This window comes from Massilia sp. NBRC 108631, from assembly GCF_059704565.1.
This window is the reverse complement of the sequence record NZ_BAAKJE010000129.1, coordinates 1-20,461: the sequence shown is the minus strand read 5'-3', so window position 1 is coordinate 20,461 and position 20,461 is coordinate 1. Positions and strand designations below refer to the sequence as shown.

Here is a 20,461-nt window from a genome sequence, read left to right as displayed (position 1 = left end):
AACCCCGCCCCAACAAGAGGCCATGACGAACAAACAAGAAACCACGGCGCTGGCCGGCCTGGCCCCGGTGATCGACGCCCGCACCCGCATCCTGATCCTGGGCAGCTTCCCCGGCGCCGCCTCATTGGCAGCACAGCAATACTACGCCCACCCGCGCAATGCCTTGTGGCCCATCCTGTCCGCGCTGACCGGCGATGACCTGGCAGGCTTGCCCTACGGCGAGCGGCTGCCGCGCCTGCTGGCGCACGGGTTCGGGCTGTGGGATGTGCTGGGCGCCTGCGAGCGCCAAGGCAGCCTGGATTCGGCCATCCGCAAGCCCGCCGCCAACGACTTCGCCCGCTTGCGCGAACTGTGTCCGCTACTGGAAACGGTGGGTTTCAACGGCCAGACCTCCGGCAAGTTCGCGCCCGGGTTTGCCGCGCAGGGCTACCGCGCCCTGGTGCTGCCTTCCACCTCGCCAGCCCATGCGTCATTGACGCTGGCGCAAAAGCTGGAGCGGTGGAAAGTGCTGCTTTAGCGCGGGCCCATCCTGGCGTCCGCAGCGGCAAAGTGCGCCATCTGGTCTGCGTGGGCCTTCACAAAGGATGGGCGGGCTGTGGCGCGCGCGAGGTAGGCGCGGCAGGCGGGGAAGTCCGACAGGCCGCCGAAGCGGTCTACCAGGCGCAGCACGTCGGCCATCGTGATGTCGGCGATGGAGAAGGAGCCGGCCAGCCACTCGCGTTGGGCCAGCACCGGCTCCAGGTGGGGGAGGCGGGATTTTTTGAGGAAGTCGTCCATCATTTGCCATCCCGGTGTGCCGTCGTTGTTGCCCGAGAACTGCATCAGTGCCCACGGCAGGCTGGCCATCTCGACGGAATTGAGGGCGGCGAACAGCCACTCCAGGGTCTCGGCGCGGCCGCGCGGGTCGGCAGGCAGCAGCGCCGTGCTGCGCTCGCCCAGGTGCAGCAGGATGGCGCCGGTCTCGAAGACCGACATGCCGCCGTCGGTCAGCCATGGCACCTGGCCGAAGGGCTGGTGCGAAAAGTGTTCGGCCTGGCGGCCGCTGAACGGCACACTCTGGACGCGGTAGGGCAGGCCGGCTTCTTCCAGTGCCCAGCGCACGCGAATGTCGCGCACGAAGCCCCTCGGCATTTCGGGCACCCAGTCGAAGGTGGCGAGCACCAGCGGCTTGGGCGCGACCAGATTTTCAAGCAGTTCGAAGCCTTGTGCCCAGCCTTGTGCGTGGGCCTGGCCGGCCTCGCGGCCGGGCATGCGCTCGTGCGTGAGCACGATTTCCGTGCCGGCGCCGGCGATGTTGAATTCCACTGTCACCAGCGTTTCAGCGTGGTGCGTGGCGTCCGAGATCCAGGTGAAGGCGAGCTTCTTGTTGCGCTCGATGTGGCGGTATTCTCCGTAGTGGCGCAAGGGCTTGTTCGGCGAGTGCATGATCACTTCGAAGGCGCCGCCGACGCGCGCGTCCACGCTTGCGGTGCTGCGCGCCGTGGTGCCGGGGTGCATCCACTGCGCCAGGCTTTCCGGGTCCAGCCAGGCGTCGAACAGTTCATCGACGGTGGCGGGAATGGTGCGCCTGACCACCACGGTGCCCGCGGTGTTTTCGGCATCGCTGCCGGTATTGTTGCCGTTCTTTGCCTGTGTCATTGTGTGCTCCCGGGTTTGTTCTTGTTGCGGTTCCTGAGTACGAAATCCTCCAGGGCCGCCAATCGGCTATCCCAGAAGCGGCGGTACAACGCCATCCATTCGGCGGCTGCCGCCATAGGGGCGGCGTTCAGGGACAGTACATGGTCGCGGCCTTGCACGGTGCGCTTGACCAGCCCCGCGCGTTCCAAAATGCGGATGTGCTTGGAGGTCGAGTTGAGCGAAATCGGAAAAGCGCTCGCCAGCTCGGTCACCCGCGCATCCGACTGCGCCAGCCGCGCGAGGATGGCGCGCCGCGTTCCGTCGGACATCGCCACGAAGAGATCGTCCAGCTGCGTTGTATTATATTCACCCATAAGGGTTAATGTAGACCGGCGCCAAGCCGGAGTCAAGCAGATTCCGATCGAATTATTTTTTCGGTGCCGCGAATCCTTTCGGCGCTTGCCCGCCTCTTAGCTGGTGCAGTACTTCCACACAACCCCAAGGAGACCACATGTCCGGATACCAAAGCCCAGCAGACTTGACCCTGGCGAAAGAACTCATCCAGCTCGCCCCCACGGAGGCGAAAGCCTTCCTCGGCCTGAAGGCCGCTGCCGAACGCGCAGGCGGCGCCATTCCGGAGAAGTACCGCGAACTCATTGCCATCGCGGTCGCCCTGGCCACGCAGTGTTCCTACTGCATCGACGCGCACGCGAAGAACGCCGCCAGGGCAGGGGCCACGCGCGAGGAGATCGCCGAGGCGGTATTCATCGCCTCCGCCCTGCGCGCCGGCGCGGCAGTCGGCCACGGCCTGCTTGCACTGCGGCTGTATGATGAAGCCGTTTCCCCTGACGCAACCGGTACTGCCCAGGCTACCCCGCCCTGAGATCGCATGCTGCTCGCTGTAGAATGCGGCATGAGCAAGCAACTTAAAATTTCGAGAATACTGCACGCGGGCTATGTGTTCGAGTGCGAGGGGACGCAGATCGCGTTTGATACGATCTTCGAGAATCCGTTCAGCCGCAATTGCCACGCTTTCCCGGACGTGCGTTTCGACCACGCGCAGATCCGCGAGCAGAAGTTCGCCGCCGTGTTCATCTCGCACTTCCATGACGACCACTGCTCGCTCGAAAGCCTGGACCTGCTGGACCGCGCCACGCCGCTGTACATCTATTGCATCTTCGACGAGCTGTTCGAGATGGTGCGCCGGCTCGGCTTCGCCAAGGTGCAGCAGCTGCAGCTGAATGTGCCGGTGCGTGCCGGTCCGTTCGAGGTGATCCCGCGCGAGGCCATGGATGCGGACGTGGATTCGATGTTCCAGGTGAAGGCGGCCGGCATGAACGTGCTGAACGTGGTCGATTCGTGGATCGACGGCCACACGCTGGCCCAGCTGGCGCAGGAGGGCCCGTGGGACATGGTGCTGTGGCCTTTCCAGACCATGCGCGAGATCGAGGTGCTGCAGCCGTCGCGCAGTGCGGCCGCGCCGCCGGAACTGCCGGAAGAGTGGATCGCGCAGCTCAAGGTGCTCAAGCCGCGCTACGTGGTGCCGAGCTCCTGCCAGTTCCTGCAGGAGCCTTGGTCCTGGTACAACCGCGCCTTCTTCCCGATCAGCTACCGCCAGTTCGCGCGGGAGGTGGGCGAGGCGCTGCCGCAGGCGCAGGTGGTGCGGCTCAATCCATCCGTGTCGGTGCTGCTGGATGCCGCCTCGCTGAAGGCCGCGCCGCCGCTGCCCTGGGTCGTGCCGGTGGGCGAGCAGGACGTGGACTATCAATACCAAGGCAACGCCGCGCCTCCGCGCACGGCCGACATCGCGCGCCATTTCGCGCCGCTGACGGCCGCGCAGGCCGCGCGCGTGACGGACTATTGCCGCTCCGGCCTGCTGGAGAAGTACGGCGATGCGGAAGCGTCGTCCGAGTATTTCGACGAGACGCGTTACTGGCAGCTGTCGGTCTACGACCATGCCGGCCAGGTCACTCGGTTCCGTTACCGCCTGGATGCCGGCGGCGCCCATGCTGACGACGGCAACGCGGCGCTGGGCTGGACCACGGAAATCCCGGCGGCCAAGCTGTATGCCGCGCTGGAGCTGGGCGAGTCGCTGACGTCCATGTACATGCGCATTAACGACGCCGTATTCGATCCCGCCACCGAGCGCGGTCTGCAGGACGCCGACGCCGTCGACGACCCCCTGGTCCGCTGCCTGTTCAGCGACACCTTCGGCGCCTACCAGGCCGCCCAGCTGCGCCGCCTGCTGGCGCGCTAGCTGGCCCGAGCGCGGAAGCCGGCCTTCGCAACTTCCACTATTTGCCCAGCAAAGCCAGCGACTGTTCCCAGTCCTGGCTCCAGCCGTACAGGAAATCGTGCGACTTGAAGGCGCGCTTCAGGGAGCCGATCGGCACGCCGTACACGTCGTGCAGGCCGAGCGCCAGGGTGACCGGGTTCCATACCGCGTTGCGCCTGGACTTTTTCGCGCTGGCCTTCACGCGCGCGCCGTCGTCGCCGAAGATGCCGATGGCCTCGTCCAGCGCCTGGTCCAGGTCCAGCCTGGCCAGGCGGCCGAACGCGGCCAGCACTTCGGCCTTGGGGATGCCGAATTGCGACTCGCGCGCGGTCTCCAGCCTGGGCGGCCTGGCCGCTGCCTCGGCCTCGTGCTTGAGCCGCCCGGCCAGTTTTTCCACTTCCTTCTTCAGGAAGCGCAGCGCATGCAGTTCGCGCCGGAAGCCCGGCTCGGGCAGGCGCGTGACGATCTTGTACGCATCCTTGGTGATGGTGATCAGTACGTCCGCGCTGCCGGCCGCCAGGCGCTGCGTGTCGCCCTCATAGAAGATGGGCGCCGCGTAGCCGCCGTTGGCGTCGCCGAACAGCTCGGGGTAGGCGGCGTCGTAGTCCAGCCACACGTAGGGCGTGAGCCCTTGTTCGATCAGCCGCGCCAGCGTCCACGGGGTGGCGGTCTGCTGGGCCAGCCAGGCGCAGGCTTCGTCGGTGGTGGCGCGGAATGGCAGGTCTGGGGTTGCGCTGGGGGTGCTCATAATTCTTTCTGCGAAATAGTTTTGTGCGTCGCACAAAACTGTGTTACACTTGCGTCTTCGGTGGAGTTCTGAACCCCGCCGAGCCCTGGGAGACGAGCGATGCCGCGTGTGTAAAGCTGCGAAGCACTCAAGTCGGATGGGGATTGTAGTTCAAGATACGATAGTCGGTTTACACATTGGAGGCACCATGCAGATAGCATGGGCGTCCGAAGCTCCGGCACCGCGCAGATAGCACGGGCCAAGCAGCGATTGTAGCATTATTGGCAATACATTGAAACGAAGCCCGCAGCAAGCGGGCTTTTTTTTTCCCGCCTCCCGTCCTCCCCAGTTGGTCCCCGAATTCGGCGCAGCAGCGCCCACACAGGAGTAAATGCATGGCTAAAGAAGAACTGATTGAAATGAGTGGCGTCGTGTCCGAAGCGCTGCCGGAACTGCGTTTCCGCGTGGACCTGGACAACGGCCACAAGCTGATCGCCTATACCTCGGGCAAAATGCAAAAGAACCACATCCGCATCCTGGCGGGCGACAAGGTGACGCTCGAGCTGTCGCCGTACGACCTGACCAAAGGCCGCATCATTTTCCGCCACATCGAAAAACGCGGCCCAGCGCCGACGCAAAACTTCCCGCGCCGCCGCTAAGGCCACAGCGGGCCGCAGCTGCCGTAGCCACGGCCGCCGGCCCCGCTTACACCTTAAAGAAGGCCACCAGCTCCTGCAGCGTCTCGGCCTGGGCGCTCAGTTCCTCGGCGGTTGCCGCCAGCTGCTCGGACGAGGCGGCGTTGGTCTGGGTCGACTGGCCGAGCTGCCCCATGGCCTGGTTGATCTGGCCGATGCCGGCGCTCTGTTCGTCCGAAGCGGCGCTGATCTCCTGCACCAGCCCTGACGTCTTGCCGATGGCCGGCACGATTTCCTGCAGCAGCGCGCCCGCCTGTTCGGCCATGCCGACGCTGGCGTGCGCCGTCTGGCCGATTTCCTGCGCCGCCACCTGGCTGCGTTCGGCCAGCTTGCGCACCTCGGCCGCCACCACCGCAAATCCCTTGCCGTGTTCCCCCGCGCGTGCCGCCTCGATGGCCGCGTTCAGCGCCAGCAAATTGGTTTGGTAGGCGATGTCGTCGATGATGACGATCTTCCTGGCGATCTGCTGCATCGCCGCCGCCGTCTCCGCCACCGCCCCGCCGCCGGCCTGCGCCTTGCTGGCGGCATCGCCTGCGATTTCCGCCGTCACCTTGGCGTTGGCCGAATTCTGCTGAACCGACGCCGTCATCTGCTCCACCGAGGCACTGGTCTGCTCCACGCCGGCCGCCTGTTCGCTGGAGCTCTGGCTCAGCGACTGGGCTGTGGCGCTGGTCTGGCTGGCGGCTTCGCTGATGCCGTCGGCCGCTTCGCGCACCCGGCCCACGGTATCGGCCAGGCGTTCCACCATCAGCTTGAGCGAGCGCGCCATGCTGTCCTTGTCGCGCGCGGCCAGCGCGATGTGCTGCGTCAGGTCGCCCTCGGCCACCTTCAGCAGCACTGCGTTGACGTAAGCCGGTTCGCCGCCCAGCTGGCGGATCAGGTGGCGGCTGATGGCCCAGCCGATCAGGCCTGCCAGCAGCGCGATCACCGCCACGCTGGCGCCCATCAGGTTGCGCGTCTGGCGCTGCCGCGCGACCCGGCCGTCGATCAGTGCGCCCAGTTCGCCCAGGCCGGCGTATGCCGCCTCGAACTGCGTGTCGATGGCGCGCGTGGTGAACGCGATATAGTCGGACGAAGGATAGTCGATGGTGTCGGCCAGCACCTTGCCGCGCGCCAGGTCGGACACTTCCTGCGCCATGCGCATGGCGCTGGCCACTGCCGTGCCCAGCTTGCGCTCGACGGCGGCATTGCCGTCGTAGCTCTTCAGGAAGGAGCGGGTGGCGCTGTCGATCGCCAGCCTTTCCTTGGCCAGCAAGCCGTACATGGCGGCGCGGCCGTCGATGTCGATCTGTTTCGAGGCCAGGATGCCGGCGCCCCTGGCGCGCAGCTGGCCGGTGCTTTCGGACAGCTGCGGCAGGTCGAACAGCACGCCGCGCATCAGGTAATAGCTGTCGGCGTCCGGGTCCAGCGCCAGGCCATAGCGGTCCGCCACGCCTTCCAGCAAGAGCAGCAGCACTTCGCACAGGGCGGTGTGGCCCTGGTAGCTGTCGGCCGTGTTCAGGCTGCGCGATGCGACCCGGGCTTGCAGCGCCTGCCAGTCGTTGCGCACCTGCGCCAGCACCTTGGCGGTGGCGCGGTGCTCGCCCTTGAGCAGGGTTTCCACTTCGGCCAGCGCGCGGCCCACTTCCTCGGCCTTGGCGCTGCGCTGGTTGGCCAGCTGGCCGGTGGTGACGAAGGCGGCAGACAGGCCCCGGTGCTGCTGTACCCGCTGCAGCAGGCGCATGGCCGCTTCGCTGGGCGCCACGCCGCTGCGCTCGGTGACCGAGTAGTCTATGCTCTTGTTGCTGCCATCGAGGTACAGTACCAGCGGAGGCAACACCAGCAGCACACCCATCATGCCCAGCAGGGCGAAACGCTGCCACAATCTCATGCTGTTCAATAGTCTCGCCACGCTGCCTCCCAACGTCGGTTAACAATCCCTCACGGTAGAACCTGCACCGCTATGCCGGACGCCATGCCCGGCGCGTGATACACGCGCTGCGTGGCCTTCTTGAAGTCCTCGGGCCTGGCGCGCGGGATCTCCATGAAAGCCTGCGGGTTCAGGTCCACCAGCGGGAACCAGGAACTTTGCACCTGCACCATGATGCGGTGGCCGCGCCGGAAGGTGTGGTTCACCTCGCCGATGCTGTAGTTCAGCGCCTCCACCTTGCCCGGTACGAATGGCTCCGGCTTCTCGAAGCTGTGGCGGAACTTGCCGCGCAGCGGATTGCCGCGCACCAGCTGCTGGTAGCCTGCCATGTTGGCCTGCGGCGGGCCCACGTCGTGCTCTTCCTCCTGCTTGCCGCCGACCTTGCCTTCGTCCGGTTGCGGATAGTCGTCCGGGTACACGTCGATCAGCTTGACCACCCAGTCGGCGTCGGTGCCGCTGGTGGAGACGAACAGCTTGGGCGACACCGTGCCCACCACCGTCACGTCCTGTTCCAGCACTTCGCTGCGGTATACCAGCACGTCCGGCCGCGAGGCGGCGAAGCGCTGGTCGGAGACCATGTATTCCTTCGGCACGCCGGTGGCCGGGTAGCCGATGTAGGGCACCGGCTTGGCCGGATCGCTGACGTATTCGTCGTAGCCGGCGCCGCTGATGGCGCCCGGCTGCTGCCAGCCCAGGGTGCCGTTGGCGCCGAAGTACAGCGTGCGCGCCCTGGCCTGCTGCGGCGGCCAGGCGCTGTAGCTGCGCCAGACGTTGCTGCCGGTCTCGAAGGCGCGCACGTTCGGCGCGGCGGCCGCCTTGCCGCCCTTTTCCCCCGCATCCTTGAGGTGCTGCTCGAAGAAGGGCAGCAGGATGTGCTGGCGGAAGTAGTCCGAGGTCTTGGCGTCGAAGCGCACATGGCCGAGGCGCTTGCCGTCGTCGCCGGCCCAGCCGCCGTGCACCCACGGGCCGATCACCAGGCCGTTGTAGATGCCGGGATTGTGGCGCTTGATGGACTGGTAGGTGGTAAACGGGCCTTGCAGGTCTTCCGCGTCGTACCAGCCGCCCACGGTCAGCACGGCCGCCTTGATGTTCCTCAGGTGCGGCGCGATATTGCGGCTTTGCCAGAACGCGTCGTAGGTGCTGTGCTCCACGTTGGGCCAGAACAGCGCGCGCTGCTTGTCCGTCATGGTGGCGCCGATTTTCTCCAGCGTGCGGTGCTTCAGGAAGAAGTCGTAGCCGTCGCTCGCGCCGTAGTCGAAGTCGGTCCAGGTGGCCGGCAGCGGCGTCGGGTTCGGCTCTTCCGTGAAGGCGGCGTAGAAGTCGAAATTGGCGGCCAGCATGAAGGCGCCGCCGTGGTAGGAATCGTCGCCCATGTACAGGTCGGTCACCGGCGCCTGCGGCGAAGCGGCCTTGATGGCAGGGTGCGAATCGATGATGCTGGCCGACGTGTAGAAACCGGGGTAGGAGATGCCGTGGATGCCGACCTTGCCATTGTTGTTGGGCACGTTCTTCAGCAGCCACTCCACCGTGTCGTACATGTCCTGGCTTTCGTTGCCTTCGCCCGGCTGGCGCTTGGCGTTGAGGTGCGGCGTCATCTCCTGCCACTTGCCCTCGGACATGAAGCGGCCGCGCACGTCCTGCTTGACGAAGATGTAGCCGCTGGTTTCGAACGCGCGCGACGGGCCGAGGTGCTTGGGATAGAAGTCCACGCCGTAGCGCAGCTTCTCATCGGCCGTCACGCCGGCGCTGTAGGGCGTGCGCTGCATCAGGAAGGGATAGCGTTGCGAGCTGTCCTTGGGCACGTAGACGGCGGTGAACAGGCGCACCCCGTCGCGCATGGGGATGCGGTACTCGTACTTGGTGTAGTGCTCGCGCACCGAATAGGTATCGGCGGCGGGGGCGTCGTTGCCGGCGTGCGCGGCGCCGAAGGCCAGCAGCAGGCCGAGGGCCAGGCCGGAAAGGGCGGTGCGTAGTGGAGCGTGCGGTGCGGTGCGTGGTGCGGTCATGGGCGTTTACATAGTCGGGGCTGAGCCCATCAGTGTAACCCGCCCATCGCGCATGTTGTCAATTTGAGTAGGCGTTGCGTTGGCGTTCCTGGAACTTCAGCCGGTCCAGCTTGGCCGCGTACAGGTCGTGGTCGCTGCGCGTGGTGCTGTTGTCCATCGCCAGTTTCATGTGCTTGTCGGCGGTTTTCATGTCGCCCAGGTAGTAGGACGCGACCGCCAGCCAGAAATGGAACTCATGATAGTAGGGCGCCCGGTCCACTTCGCGCGCGAACAGGTGGCGCGCCTTCTTGTAGTCGCCTTCCTTCATGGCTTTCTGGCCAAGGTTGAAATAATGGAAGGGCGGGTACGGCTCCAGCCGCGCCAGCTCCTCGCGTATGGCCGCCGCCTCCAGCGTGCGGCCCATGTTGTCGAGCACCTGCACCAGGTTGAACATGGCAATGGTGTTGTTCGGCTGCAGCTGCTGGGCGTAGCGCAGTGCCGCTTCCGCCTGCGGCAGGTTGCCGTGGTGCTGGTAGACGATGGCCAGCGTATTGTAGGAGCTGAAGAAAGTGGGGTCGGCCTGGGTCGCCTTGCGCGCCCACCAGTAGGCCCGCTGCAGTTCCTTGCGCGCCAGCGACTCGGCGGCGCGGTTGTTCATGAACATGGCGACGATGCGCTGTTCCGGGATGGGCACCGTCACCAGGTTCCTGGTTTCCGCGGGCGGCTCGAAATCCACCACCATGAACTGGTTCGGCTCCACATTGTGCGTGTCCTTCATGCGCGACTTGCCCAGCACCAGATTCACGTGGCCGCTGGCGAAGTACAGGTTGCCGGTGCGGCTCCAGGTCTCCTCGGTGGTGACGGCCTGGTATTGCACCGACATGTCCATTTCGCGCGCCATGGCCGCCGTCATCACCACCAGCGACAGGCAGTTGCCGCGCCGCGCCTCGAAGGTCTGGGCGGCGTTGCGGGTCATGGTGGCGTCGTACTCAAGCTTGAGCTGGTCGCGCTTGTACAGCGCGTCGAACAGGATCAGTTGCGGCTCGCGCCTGGCGCGCGAATGCGCCAGCGTTTGCGCGTACTTCTTCATTTCGTCGGTGAGAGCGAAAATCTGGCCGGCGTTGATGTCGGGGTCGGGCTGGCCGAACAGCTCATCCTGGAACAGCTGCGCGGACGGCGGAGGCGGCGCCACCGTGGCGCAACCGGCCAGCAGCAGCGATGCGGTGAGCGACAGGAGCAGGGCGGTAAAGCGTTTCATGGTACACCTCCATGAAACAAGTATCCTCGGCTGCCATGCCACTGTCAAACGGCAAATATGCGGCGTTGCAGCAGCCCTCCGCAGGGCAGAATGGCGGGGATTTTAGCCCAGCGGCCTGGCTTCCACCGGTTGCCCTTGGGCGTCGAAACGCTGCGCCACGGACACTGCGTGCAGGCCGATGGTGGCCAGCGCGTCGGCGATGTCGTCCACCTCCAGCTGTAGGTCGCAGCCGAGGTCGATCGGCTTGTCGCAGCACAGCAGCACGGCGCCGCCGGGCGCGCCGTACAGGGTCACGCGCAGCACCATGTCGCCGCGCACGTCGGCCGGGGCGATGACGGCGCTGGCCTCCGGATGCGCCTGCAGCGCCTGGCCCAGCTTGGCCATCATGTCCAGCATGGCGTATTCGGCCTGCGCCTGTTCCTTGGCGCCGTAGAACAGGTCCTGGTACAGGAAGTTCAGCTCCAGCGGACGCGCGCCGGCCAGGCAGCGCTGCACCAGCGGCGCCGCCTTCAAGGTCCACTGGCGGTAGCGCTCCATGCGCGCGGCGTAGTAGTCGTCCTGTTCCTGCTCGCCTTGCGGCGGCTGGTAGAACGGGTCGTCGGCGCGCTTCAGCGCAAAGCCCAGCAGGAAGCGCAGTTCCACCGCCGTGTCGTCCGCGCCGAAGCCGGTTGGCGCCCAGCCGCCCATGCTGCGCTCCAGCGCGGGCGCAGCCTGCATTTTCTTTTCCATCATCGAGGTGGCCGCCTCGCGCACCATGGCGTTGAGCTGGCTGTAGCTGACGCGGTCGATCTCGTCCAGGTCGTAGGCATGCTGCACCAGCACCACCTTGGCTTTCGGGCTTTCCAGGCCGTCCTTGGTAAAGCTCTGCAGCAGTGCGTCGAACGCGGCTTCGTCCTGGAATTCCTGCGCCTGCACCAGCCCGCCCGTGCTGTGCACGAACACCGGAATGGCGAAGGCGTTGATCTCGATGTCGGGCTGGCCTTCGCGGCGGATCAGCACCGTGCCGGCCGCCTCTTCGACGGTCTCGCGCAGCAGGCGGTAGGCGTCCACGTCTTCGAAGCGGGCCAGTTCGATGGCGCTGTAGAGCAGCTCGTCCTTCTTCTGCTGCACGTACTTGCGCACCTGGCGCGGGAATTCGGCGGCCTTCTGGCGCAGCTCGGCGCTCAGCTGGTCGCTGTCCTCCTGCTCGGCCAGTTCCAGCGCGGTGGCGCACAGCGCCTCGGCCAGGAATTCTTCTTTTTCTTCGGGTGGGGTGCTGTTCTTGCGGGGAGCGGGGCGCTTATTTTTAGGCATGTGTGCGCTGATGGCGTATTTAATGTTCGGTGTGGAAGGTTTCGTGCAATTCGTCGAGCAGGTCGGCGGTTTCGTCCTCGGACAAGCCGAGGTGGGCGCAGGCGATGTCGCCGCCCTTGTCCCACTCCAGCGAGCTGCCGTAGCCGTGCAGGCGCTGGATGCCCTTGTCGGCCAATACCGAGAGCGCGACCAGCGAGCGCACCGCGTCGTCGGTGGCGTCGTCGTTCATCACGGCGTAGTCGTGATGGTGCAGGATGGCCCAGGACACGTCCGGCGACAAGCCCCAGTTGCGTGCCAGCAGGCAGCCGATGGCGGCGTGGTTGGTGCTGTGGCGGGCATCCTCGACCAGCGTGAATTTCTGTTCGGCGTCGCGGCTGGCGATGGCGAAGGTGTCTTTATAGTCCGGGAAGCGGCTCATCAGCAGCGGCACGCCGATGTCGCAGAACAGGCCGAAGGTGTGGGCGATGTCCGGCGGCGCGATGCGCAGCCTGTGCGAGGTGAACACCAGTGCCTGCGCGCGGCGCGCCGAGATTTCCCAGAAGCTGTCCAGGTTGCCGTCCTTGCCGTCGATGGCCTGGCGCGCCAGCAGCCCGGTGAGCAGCGCGGCGCACTGGTTAATACCGAGGAAATTGATGGCCTGCTCGACCGACTTGGCCTTGCGCGCGGCGCCGAAGAAAGGCGAATTGGCCAGCTTCAGCAGCGCGCCGGACATGCCGACGTCGTTGCCGATGATGCGGGCGATGCGGCGTGGCGAAGGATCGGTTTCCGCCAGTTCCCGTTGCAGATCGACCAGCAGGCTGGGACGCGGCGGTATGCGGATCGAGCGCAGCAGCGCGTCCTCTACCGTGGAGGCGATTACCGGGGCTGGGGCAGCAACTGAGTTCATGATTGGTTGGGGGGCGGGTCCGCACGAATTGCTGATTATCGCTCGTTCCGCGTTGCTGTAGCGCAAAATTCCGAGAAAAAAAGTGTAAATGCAGCACGTGCCGGCGAAACATTGGCAGATGTGCACCGCGTGCATGCAAGCGTGCGCCGCTGGGGCGCGCTAGTATTGCACTTATGACTACTATCATTGCTGGGATAGATTTTAACGCACCTTCGCACGAGGTGGCGCCGCAGCTCATCGGTGTGACCGTGCTGGTGGATGGCGTGGGCGGGCGCATCGTGGAAACCGAGGCCTACGACATGACCGAGCCGGCCGCGCACACCTTCAGCGGGCCTAGCGCGCGCAACGCTTCCATGTTCGGGCCGCCGGGGCATGCTTATGTGTATTTGTCGCATGGCATCCACTGGTGCTTGAATTTTGTGTGCCGCGAGGCAGGGCACGGCGCCGGGGTGCTGATACGGGCCATCGAGCCGCTGGCCGGGCTGGACGCGATGCGCGTGCGGCGCGGCGGTGAGGATGTGCGCATGCTGTGTTCAGGGCCGGGCAAGCTGTGCCAGGCGATGGCGGTGACGCGCGCGCACAACGGTCTGGCGTTGACGGCTGCGCCGTTCGAGCTGGTGGCGCCCTCGGTGCCGCTGTTGCCGGCAGCGCTGGCCGTGGGCCCGCGCATCGGGATTTCCAAGGCGGTCGAGCTGCCGTGGCGTTTCGGCGAAGCCGGCTCGCGCTTCCTGAGCCGGCCATTCAGGTAGGCGCTGGCGGAACAAGGGATGGCCGTGATCAGTTCGTGCGCGAATGTCGTATCGCTACGGACGGCGGCCAATCGCGGACTGCCGGCCCCGTCCAATTTTTGGATGATGTCGAGTTATCAATTTAAATGGCAGCCGGTCAAGTTCTTCTGATTCAGCGTCAAGCTGCGCGGCGTTGGGACTTCTTGCTGGGGCGTGCTCCGGGTAGCAGCGCCGTACTTCGCATCGGGCTGTTTTCGGCCCGGCGTTCGGCGGCGGCGCTGGTGGCGCCGCTGCCGTCAAGCTGAAACACGCCGACCGCGAGCGACAGCTGCGCCGCCTGTTGCTGCAGGCTCTCGGCGGCGGCGGCGGCTTGCTCCACCAGCGCGGCGTTCTGCTGCGTTACGTCGTCTATCCGTTCCACCGCCTGGTTGACCTCGGCGATGCCCTGCGCCTGCTCTGCGCTGGCGTCGCTGATGCGGGTGATGATGTCGTTCACCTGCTGCACCGACGCCACGATGTCGTCCATGCTGCTGCCGGCCTGGTTCACGCAGGCGCTGCCGCTGTCGATGGTGGCCACCGAGTCCGCAATCAGGGCCTTGATCTCCCTGGCGGCGCCGGCCGAGCGTTGCGCCAGCGTACGCACTTCGGCGGCCACCACGGCAAAGCCCCGCCCGGACTCGCCCGCGCGCGCCGCTTCCACTGCCGCGTTCAACGCCAGGATATTGGTCTGGAACGAGATGCCGTCGATGACGCCGATGATTTCCACGATCTTGCGCGAGCTGGCCCGTATGGTGTCCATGCTGTTGACCGCTTGCGCCACCGCCGCGCCGCCCTTGCTGGCCAGGCCGCTGGCGCTGGCCGCCAGCGCGCAGGCCAGGCGTGCGTTGTCGGCGTTCTGGCGCACCGCCTGGGTCAGGTTTTGCATGGCGCTGGCGGTTTCTTCCAGCGACGCGGCCTGGCGTTCGGTGCGGTTGGACAGGTCCAGGTTGCCGCTGGCGATTTCGTGCGAGGCAGTGTCGATCGACTGCACCGCGCCGGTGACGGTGCGCAGCGTCTGGCTCAGGTTGGCGATGGTCTGGTCCAGCGCGCGTGCCGTGTCGGCGATTTCGTCGCGCCCTTCGTTGCGCTTGCCCAGCGCCAGCCGGCCGGCGGCCAGTTCGCGCACTGCGTCGCCGATGGCGTGGATGTCGCGCAGCAGCGCGGCGCGCACCCGTACCGTGGCCAGCAGCGACAGCGCGATCGACAGCAGCACCAGCCCGGCCATGGTCACGCCCAGCGCCTGGAAGTCGGCCCGGGCCTGGCTGTGGGCCTGTTCGCTCAGGTGCTTCTCCAGCGCGGCCAGCTGGCCCAGCTGCTCGTTGAGCAGCACGAACTGCGCCTCTGCCTTGGCCATGGAATTGGTGGCGATGGACTGGTCGACCGCGGCGATCTCCATGGTCTCCAGCACCTGTTTGCGGTAGCCGGCCAGCGCCTGCGCGGAGGCGTCGACGAATTTGCGTTCGGCCGGGTCGGCCACGCCGGCCAGCGCGGCCAGCTGCTTGTCCACGCTGGCATGGCGCGCCTTGATTTGCGCACTCAGCGCGTCCAGGCGCGCCTGTGCGAAACTGCCGTTGATCCAGGCCAGCAGCTGGTAGATATTGGCGTGCGCGAACCTGGCGTCGCCCATCACGCTGGCGGTGGCTTGCAGGCGCGCGGCGCGCACCTGCACCAGGTTTTCCATCGAGGCGTTCTGGCGCACCATGCCGTAGTAGGCGCTGGCCGAGGTGACCACCAGCAGCACCAGCACCAGGCAGGGCGCCAGCAGCAGTTTCGGTCCGATCCGCAGTTTGTTCAGCATGGCAGCCTCCCCGGCCAGGTTCGCATTCGCTCGCTACTTCTGCTACTTCTTGTAGATGCCGGCTTCCAGCACCACGTCGCCCACCCGCAGGATGTAGGTGGTCTTCGGTTCGATCTTGCCGCTGGTCGGGTTCTTGTACATGTAGTCGACCCAGCCCTTGCCCTTCTTGGCGGCCAGCTCGATGATCTCGCGGCGGTACTTTTTGCCGTTGGCATCCGGTACGTCTGTCAGGTCCTTGCCGACGATGGCCGGATTGACCGGGTGGGCCAGCACGATGCCGGTGTGGATGTCGCGCATGTCCACGTACAGCGAACCCTGCAGGAACTCCGGGTCCTTGGCGCTGATCTTCTTCATCATTTCTTCCTTGCCGTTGGCCTTGATGAAGGCGGCGCCGCGTTCGGCCATCGCGATGGCGTCTTTCTCGCTCGGCTCGGCGCTGGCCCGGGCCGACGAGATGGTGGCAGCTGCGCCCAGGCAGAGCAGGGTGCCGATCAGCATGCGTTTCATGGAGGTCCTCCGTGAGTTGTGTGTCGGATTACTTTACGTCCCGCAGGCAGCGTCCGAATTGCGATAGCGCAAGCTTGCTGCGAGTCATCTTCAGCCGCTGCGGATGCGTCAAGAAAACGTGCCTTTCTGGAAAATAGCCGGGTGCAACTTGATCCTCGGCAACGCGGCCCGGCCGTTGAAAACTACGATGAAGTTCCCACCCAAATTTCCATCACCCGGGAGATTGCAATGACCGCAGACTCGTTGCCCGTGAAGTTCAAGCCCTACACCCGCCAGACCATCAACCAGGCCCGCCAGTGGGCGTGGATGCCGGACCACTTGCGTGAAGCGACGCAAGTGGTGTCGCATGTGCTGCCGTTCCGCACCAATGAGTATGTGCTGGACCAGCTGATCGACTGGAACAAGGTGCCGGACGATCCGATCTACCGCTTGGTCTTCCCGCACCGCGACATGCTGGCGCCGGAGGAGTACGCGCACCTGCGCGACCTGGTGCTGGCGAAGAAGGACGACGCGGCCATTGCGCGCTACGTGCACGGCCTGCGCATGCGCATGAACCCGCACCCGGCCGGACAGATGACGCACAACGTGCCGCGCGTGAACGACGCGCCGCTGAAAGGCCTGCAGCACAAGTACAAGGAGACGGTGCTGTTTTTCCCCAGCGCCGGGCAGACCTGCCACGCTTACTGCACTTTCTGCTTTCGCTGGCCGCAGTTCGTGGGCATGGAGGACATGAAATTCGACGCCAGGGAAACGGCGCAGCTGGCGGCTTACCTGCGCGAGCACAAGGAAGTGACGGACGTGCTGATTACCGGCGGCGACCCGCTGATCATGAATACGCGCTCGCTTACAGCGTTCATCGAACCCCTGCTGGCGCCGGAGCTGGCGCACATCCAGAACATCCGCATCGGCACCAAGTCGGTGGCGTATTGGCCGCAGCGCTTCGTGTCCGACAAGGATGCAGATGATTTGCTGCGCCTGTTCGAGCGGGTGGTTGCGTCGGGCAAGAACATGGCCATCATGGGACACTACAACCACGCGGTGGAGCTGAGGCAGGAGATTGCGCAGAAGGCGGTCAAGCGCATCGTCGGCACCGGCGCCACCCTGCGCATGCAGGGGCCGCTGATCCGCCACATCAACGAGGACCCGAAGAGCTGGGCCGAGCTGTGGACCACCGGCGTGCGGCTGGGGGCCATTCCGTACTACATGTTCGTGGAGCGGGACACCGGGCCGCGCGAGTACTTCCAGCTGCCGCTGGCGCGCGCGCACGAAATTTTCCAGCAGGCTTACCAGATGGTGTCCGGCTTGTCGCGCACGGTGCGCGGGCCGTCCATGAGCGCATTCCCGGGCAAGGTGGTGATCGACGGCGTGGCCACCATCGCCGGCGAAAAGGTGTTCGCCTTGCAGTTCCTGCAGGCGCGCAATGCGGACTGGGTGCGCAGGCCGTTTTATGCCAGGTACGATGCCGACGCCACGTGGATGGACGAGCTGGTGCCGGCTTTCGGCAAGGAGAAGTTCTTCTTCGAGGAAGGCCAGACGCCGCCGCGCAAGATCATTCGGCTTGCCACCGCGCGCGCCGGCGCGGTGCCGTCGCCGTCCTGCGGCTCGCGCAGCAACGCGGCCTGATGGAGATGACGCCATGGCCGATGGGGATTCCGACGGTGGCGCGCGCGCCGCCGAGGCGCAGGCTTGGCGGGATACGACGGCGTCTAGCCCGCCCTACGCAGGCGCCGATCCTGCCGATGCCGCGTGCGGGCCGCCACCCCGTGGGGCGGGTTCCGCAACCGGCCATGGAGCCGCGGCCAGCGCATCGTCATGGCTGGCATATGGCGTTCCGGCCGTTATCGGCCGCGTGCGCCAACCCGGCTCGCTGCCGGGCGCGCAGGTGTTCTTGCTGGTGTTCCTGCCGTTCGCGCTGGGCCACTACCTCTCCAGCTTGCTGCGCAATGTGAACGCCGTCCTGGCGCCGCAGCTGATGGCCGAACTGGCGCTCACGCCCGCCCAGCTTGGACTGCTCACCAGCGCCTATTTCTTCTCTTTTGCGCTGGTGCAGCTGCCGGTGGGCGTGGCGCTGGACCGCTACGGCCCGCGCCGCGTGCAGTTCGCCATGCTGTGCCTGGCCGCCGCGGGCGCGCTGGCGTTTGCCGGCAGCCGCGAGCTGAACCAGCTGCTGCTGGCGCGCGCGCTGATGGGCATCGGCCTGGCGGGCTGCTTCATGGCCGCCGTCAAATCCATCTCCACCTGGATCTCGCCGGCCAGGCTGCCGTCGGTGCAAGGCTACCTGATCGCCGCCGGCGGCCTGGGCGCGGCCAGCGCCACCTTGCCGGTGCGGCTGGCGCTGCACTACATCGACTGGCGCTGGCTGTTCATCGCGCTGGCGGCCGGCTGCGCCATCGTCGCGCTGCTGATTTTCCTGCTGGCGCCGACGCCGCCGGAGACGCCGCGCACTTCCTTCACGCGGCGCATGCTGGCCGAGGTCTGCGCCAATCCCATGTTCCGCGAGACCGCCTGCCTGGTGCTGATGCCGCACGCCGTGTTCTTCGGCATCCAGGGCCTGTGGGTCGCGCGCTGGCTGAACGACGTGGCGCACTTCGACCAGCAGGCCATCGCCTGGCTGCTTTACCTCGGCATGGCGGCTGTCATCTTCGGCGCCATCTCGGTCGGCATGATCACTGAATGGGCCGCGCGCAAAAACATCGCGCCGCTCAGCGTGGCGGCCGCCGGCATCGCCCTCTACATCGCCATCCAGTGCGGCTTCGTGCTGGACTGGGCGCCCAGCTACCAGCTGCTGTCGGTGCTGTTTACGCTGGTGGGCACCATCACCGGAATCGAGTACGCCATCGTCGCGCAGGCCATGCCGCCGGCGCTCACCGGACGCGCCTCCACGTGCCTGAACCTGTTGATATTCCTGGGCGCGTTCGCCGTGCAGGCGGGCTTCGGCGCCATCGTCGGACTGTGGCGGCCGGACGCCTTGCAGCACTATCCGGCCGTGGCTTACCGTACCGCGTTCGGCGTGCTGGTGCTGCTGCAACTGGCCGGGCTGGTACGCTTCCTTGCGCGCCGCCGGGGTCGCTCCGCGCGATCCGGTAAAATGGCGGCTATCAACTCCAAGGAAGATTATGAAACTGGTTCGTTACGGCCGTCCCGGCAAAGAGAAGCCCGGCCTGATTGATGATGAAGGCAAGCTGCGCGACCTGTCCGGCGTGATCGATGACATCGGTCCCGAGCAGCTGTCCGACAAGGCCATCAAGAAGCTGTCCAAGATCGCGCACGCGGACCTGCCGCTGGTGCGCGGCAATCCGCGCATGGGCGTACCGGTGGCGAAAGTGGGCAAGTTCATCGGCATCGGTCTGAACTACTACGATCATGCAGCCGAGATGAATCTGCCGATTCCGAAGGAACCGATCGTGTTCATGAAGGCCACCACCTGCCTGTCCGGCGCGGACGATCCCGTGATGCTGCCGAAGGGTTCCAGGAAGACCGACTGGGAAGTGGAGCTGGGCATCATCATTGGTACGCGCGCGCGCTATGTGAGCGAGGCCGACGCCGAGAAGCACATCGCCGGCTACTGCGTGGTCAACGACCTGTCCGAACGCGAGTACCAGCTGGAGCAGGGCTCGCAGTGGGACAAGGGCAAGGGCTGCGACACCTTCGGTCCGGTCGGTCCATGGCTGGTGACGCGCGACGAGGTCTACCACATCGACAAGCTGGACCTGTACCTGGAACTGAACGGCAAGCGCATGCAGACCGGCAGCACCGAAAACATGATCTTCTCGGTGCGCCAGATCGTCAGCTACCTGTCGCAGTACATGACGCTGGAACCGGGCGACGTGATCGCCACCGGCACGCCGCCCGGCGTGGGCAACGCGCGCAAGCCGAAGCGCTTCCTGAAGAAGGGCGACTTCATGCGCCTCGGTATCGCCGGCCTGGGCGAACAGCAGCAGGACGTCATCGCTTACCAGCAGTATTGACCGCGGCGGGCCAGGCGCTTGCACGGCTGCGCATTTCGCAGGGAGGTTGTGGCGTAGCCCCGAGCGGCCACGTCACGCCAGCGCCCTGGCCAGCGCCTCCTGCAGCCGCCCCACGATCTCCGCCAGCTCCGCCTCGGTGGCGATGAAGGGTGGCGCCAGCAGCACATGGTCGCCGCGCTCGCCGTCGATGGTGCCTCCCATCGGATACACCATCAGCCCGCGCCCCATGGCCGCCTCCTTGACCGCCGCATGCATCCTGGCGGCCGGCGCGAACGGCTCCTTGCTCTCGCGTTCTTGCACCAGCTCCAGCGCCCAGAACAGCCCCCGTCCCCGGATATCGCCCACGTGCGGATGGTTGCCGAAAGCCTCCTTCAGCATGCGCCGGAACGCCGCCCCGCGCACGGTCACCGCGCCCAGCAGGCAGTCGCGCTGGATCACGCGCTGCACCGTCAGCGCCGCCGCCGCAGCCACCGGGTGGCCGATGTACGTGTGCCCGTGCTGGAACACACCGCTGCCTTCGCGGATGCGCTGCACCACGTGTTCGCGGGCCAGCACCGCGCCGATCGGCTGGTAGCCGGCGCCCAGCCCTTTGCCCAGCGCCACCAGGTCCGGCAGCACGTTTTCCTGCTCCACCGCGTACAGCGTGCCGGTGCGGCCCATGCCGCACATCACCTCGTCGGCGATCAGCAGCACGCCGTACTTGTCGCACAGCGCGCGCACGCCCTTGAAGTAGCCGGGCGTGGCGGTAATGGCGCCGCCGGTGGCGCCCACCACCG

General features: G+C 66.2%; 19 protein-coding genes. 8 read left to right on the top strand and 11 right to left on the bottom strand.

What is annotated here, in order from left to right; translation table 11 throughout:
• Positions 1–22 precede the first annotated feature (22 nt).
• A complete protein-coding gene (locus tag AC6H42_RS14495; protein WP_497548349.1) occupies positions 23–517 on the top strand; it encodes a DNA-deoxyinosine glycosylase in 495 nt (164 codons plus the stop codon).
• Here AC6H42_RS14495 and AC6H42_RS14490 read toward each other — a convergent pair.
• Together AC6H42_RS14490 and AC6H42_RS14485 are read right to left on the bottom strand one after the other, a co-directional pair.
• On the bottom strand, positions 514–1,638 hold the full coding sequence (locus tag AC6H42_RS14490; RefSeq protein ID WP_497548348.1) for an SRPBCC domain-containing protein: 1,125 nt from the start codon (positions 1,636–1,638) through the stop codon (positions 514–516). The two genes, AC6H42_RS14495 and AC6H42_RS14490, sit on opposite strands and share 4 nt — an antisense overlap.
• Positions 1,635–1,991, bottom strand: a complete 357-nt coding sequence (locus AC6H42_RS14485) for an ArsR/SmtB family transcription factor (protein ID WP_057153054.1) — start codon at positions 1,989–1,991, stop codon at positions 1,635–1,637. The genes AC6H42_RS14490 and AC6H42_RS14485 overlap by 4 nt, the downstream gene beginning before the upstream one ends.
• Before the next feature lie 137 nt (positions 1,992–2,128).
• Here AC6H42_RS14485 and AC6H42_RS14480 point away from each other — a divergent pair, with 137 nt between their 5' ends.
• Together AC6H42_RS14480 and AC6H42_RS14475 are read left to right on the top strand one after the other, a co-directional pair.
• Positions 2,129–2,500, top strand: coding sequence for a carboxymuconolactone decarboxylase family protein (locus tag AC6H42_RS14480; protein ID WP_057153055.1), 372 nt, complete (start codon positions 2,129–2,131; stop codon positions 2,498–2,500).
• Positions 2,501–2,530: 30 nt separating this feature from the next.
• Positions 2,531–3,874 (top strand): MBL fold metallo-hydrolase, encoded by a 1,344-nt coding sequence (locus tag AC6H42_RS14475; protein WP_497548347.1) that lies wholly within the window; start codon positions 2,531–2,533, stop codon positions 3,872–3,874.
• Between the two features lie 37 nt (positions 3,875–3,911).
• On the opposite strand, the gene AC6H42_RS14470 is transcribed toward AC6H42_RS14475, so the two are convergent.
• On the bottom strand, positions 3,912–4,640 hold the full coding sequence (locus AC6H42_RS14470; RefSeq protein ID WP_057153056.1) for a hypothetical protein: 729 nt from the start codon (positions 4,638–4,640) through the stop codon (positions 3,912–3,914).
• Positions 4,641–5,014: 374 nt separating this feature from the next.
• On the opposite strand from AC6H42_RS14470, the gene infA reads away from it, so the two are divergent.
• On the top strand, positions 5,015–5,278 hold the full coding sequence (infA, locus tag AC6H42_RS14465; protein ID WP_057153057.1) for a translation initiation factor IF-1: 264 nt from the start codon (positions 5,015–5,017) through the stop codon (positions 5,276–5,278).
• A gap of 46 nt (positions 5,279–5,324) precedes the next feature.
• On the opposite strand, the gene AC6H42_RS14460 is transcribed toward infA, so the two are convergent.
• The 5 genes from AC6H42_RS14460 to AC6H42_RS14440 form a co-directional block, all read right to left on the bottom strand.
• Positions 5,325–7,184, bottom strand: coding sequence for a methyl-accepting chemotaxis protein (locus tag AC6H42_RS14460; protein WP_497548346.1), 1,860 nt, complete (start codon positions 7,182–7,184; stop codon positions 5,325–5,327).
• A gap of 50 nt (positions 7,185–7,234) precedes the next feature.
• A complete protein-coding gene (locus AC6H42_RS14455; RefSeq protein ID WP_057153059.1) occupies positions 7,235–9,229 on the bottom strand; it encodes a CocE/NonD family hydrolase in 1,995 nt (664 codons plus the stop codon).
• A 58-nt stretch (positions 9,230–9,287) separates the two neighbouring features.
• On the bottom strand, positions 9,288–10,466 hold the full coding sequence (locus AC6H42_RS14450) for a tetratricopeptide repeat protein (protein WP_057153060.1): 1,179 nt from the start codon (positions 10,464–10,466) through the stop codon (positions 9,288–9,290).
• 102 nt (positions 10,467–10,568) lie between these two features.
• A complete protein-coding gene (locus AC6H42_RS14445) occupies positions 10,569–11,759 on the bottom strand; it encodes a DUF2863 family protein (RefSeq protein WP_057153061.1) in 1,191 nt (396 codons plus the stop codon).
• Between the two features lie 19 nt (positions 11,760–11,778).
• Positions 11,779–12,645: an HDOD domain-containing protein gene (locus tag AC6H42_RS14440; protein WP_497548345.1), complete on the bottom strand. Its 867-nt coding sequence runs from the start codon at positions 12,643–12,645 to the stop codon at positions 11,779–11,781.
• Positions 12,646–12,818: 173 nt separating this feature from the next.
• Here AC6H42_RS14440 and AC6H42_RS14435 point away from each other — a divergent pair, with 173 nt between their 5' ends.
• Complete coding sequence (locus AC6H42_RS14435) at positions 12,819–13,394, top strand: DNA-3-methyladenine glycosylase (protein ID WP_497548344.1); 576 nt, start codon at positions 12,819–12,821, stop codon at positions 13,392–13,394.
• Positions 13,395–13,551: 157 nt separating this feature from the next.
• Here AC6H42_RS14435 and AC6H42_RS14430 read toward each other — a convergent pair whose 3' ends face one another.
• Together AC6H42_RS14430 and AC6H42_RS14425 are read right to left on the bottom strand one after the other, a co-directional pair.
• On the bottom strand, positions 13,552–15,210 hold the full coding sequence (locus tag AC6H42_RS14430; RefSeq protein ID WP_497548343.1) for a methyl-accepting chemotaxis protein: 1,659 nt from the start codon (positions 15,208–15,210) through the stop codon (positions 13,552–13,554).
• Positions 15,211–15,252: 42 nt separating this feature from the next.
• Positions 15,253–15,708 (bottom strand): cache domain-containing protein, encoded by a 456-nt coding sequence (locus tag AC6H42_RS14425; RefSeq protein WP_229418063.1) that lies wholly within the window; start codon positions 15,706–15,708, stop codon positions 15,253–15,255.
• 237 nt (positions 15,709–15,945) lie between these two features.
• Between AC6H42_RS14425 and AC6H42_RS14420 the strand changes: the two genes are divergently transcribed.
• The 3 genes from AC6H42_RS14420 to AC6H42_RS14410 are packed head-to-tail and all read left to right on the top strand — an operon-like array spanning position 15,946 to position 19,685.
• The gene (locus AC6H42_RS14420) at positions 15,946–17,340 is read left to right on the top strand and encodes a KamA family radical SAM protein (RefSeq protein ID WP_057153066.1); all 1,395 of its coding nucleotides are present in this window, start codon (positions 15,946–15,948) and stop codon (positions 17,338–17,340) included.
• Positions 17,341–17,353: 13 nt separating this feature from the next.
• Positions 17,354–18,886, top strand: coding sequence for an MFS transporter (locus AC6H42_RS14415; protein ID WP_497548342.1), 1,533 nt, complete (start codon positions 17,354–17,356; stop codon positions 18,884–18,886).
• Entirely contained in the window at positions 18,834–19,685 is an 852-nt protein-coding gene (locus tag AC6H42_RS14410) for a fumarylacetoacetate hydrolase family protein (protein ID WP_057153067.1), read from the top strand. Before AC6H42_RS14415 ends, AC6H42_RS14410 begins: the two co-directional genes overlap by 53 nt.
• 72 nt (positions 19,686–19,757) lie before the next feature.
• Here AC6H42_RS14410 and AC6H42_RS14405 read toward each other — a convergent pair.
• Positions 19,758–20,461, bottom strand: a 704-nt coding sequence (locus AC6H42_RS14405) for an aminotransferase class III-fold pyridoxal phosphate-dependent enzyme (RefSeq protein WP_497548341.1), incomplete at its 5' end; no start/stop codon positions are given.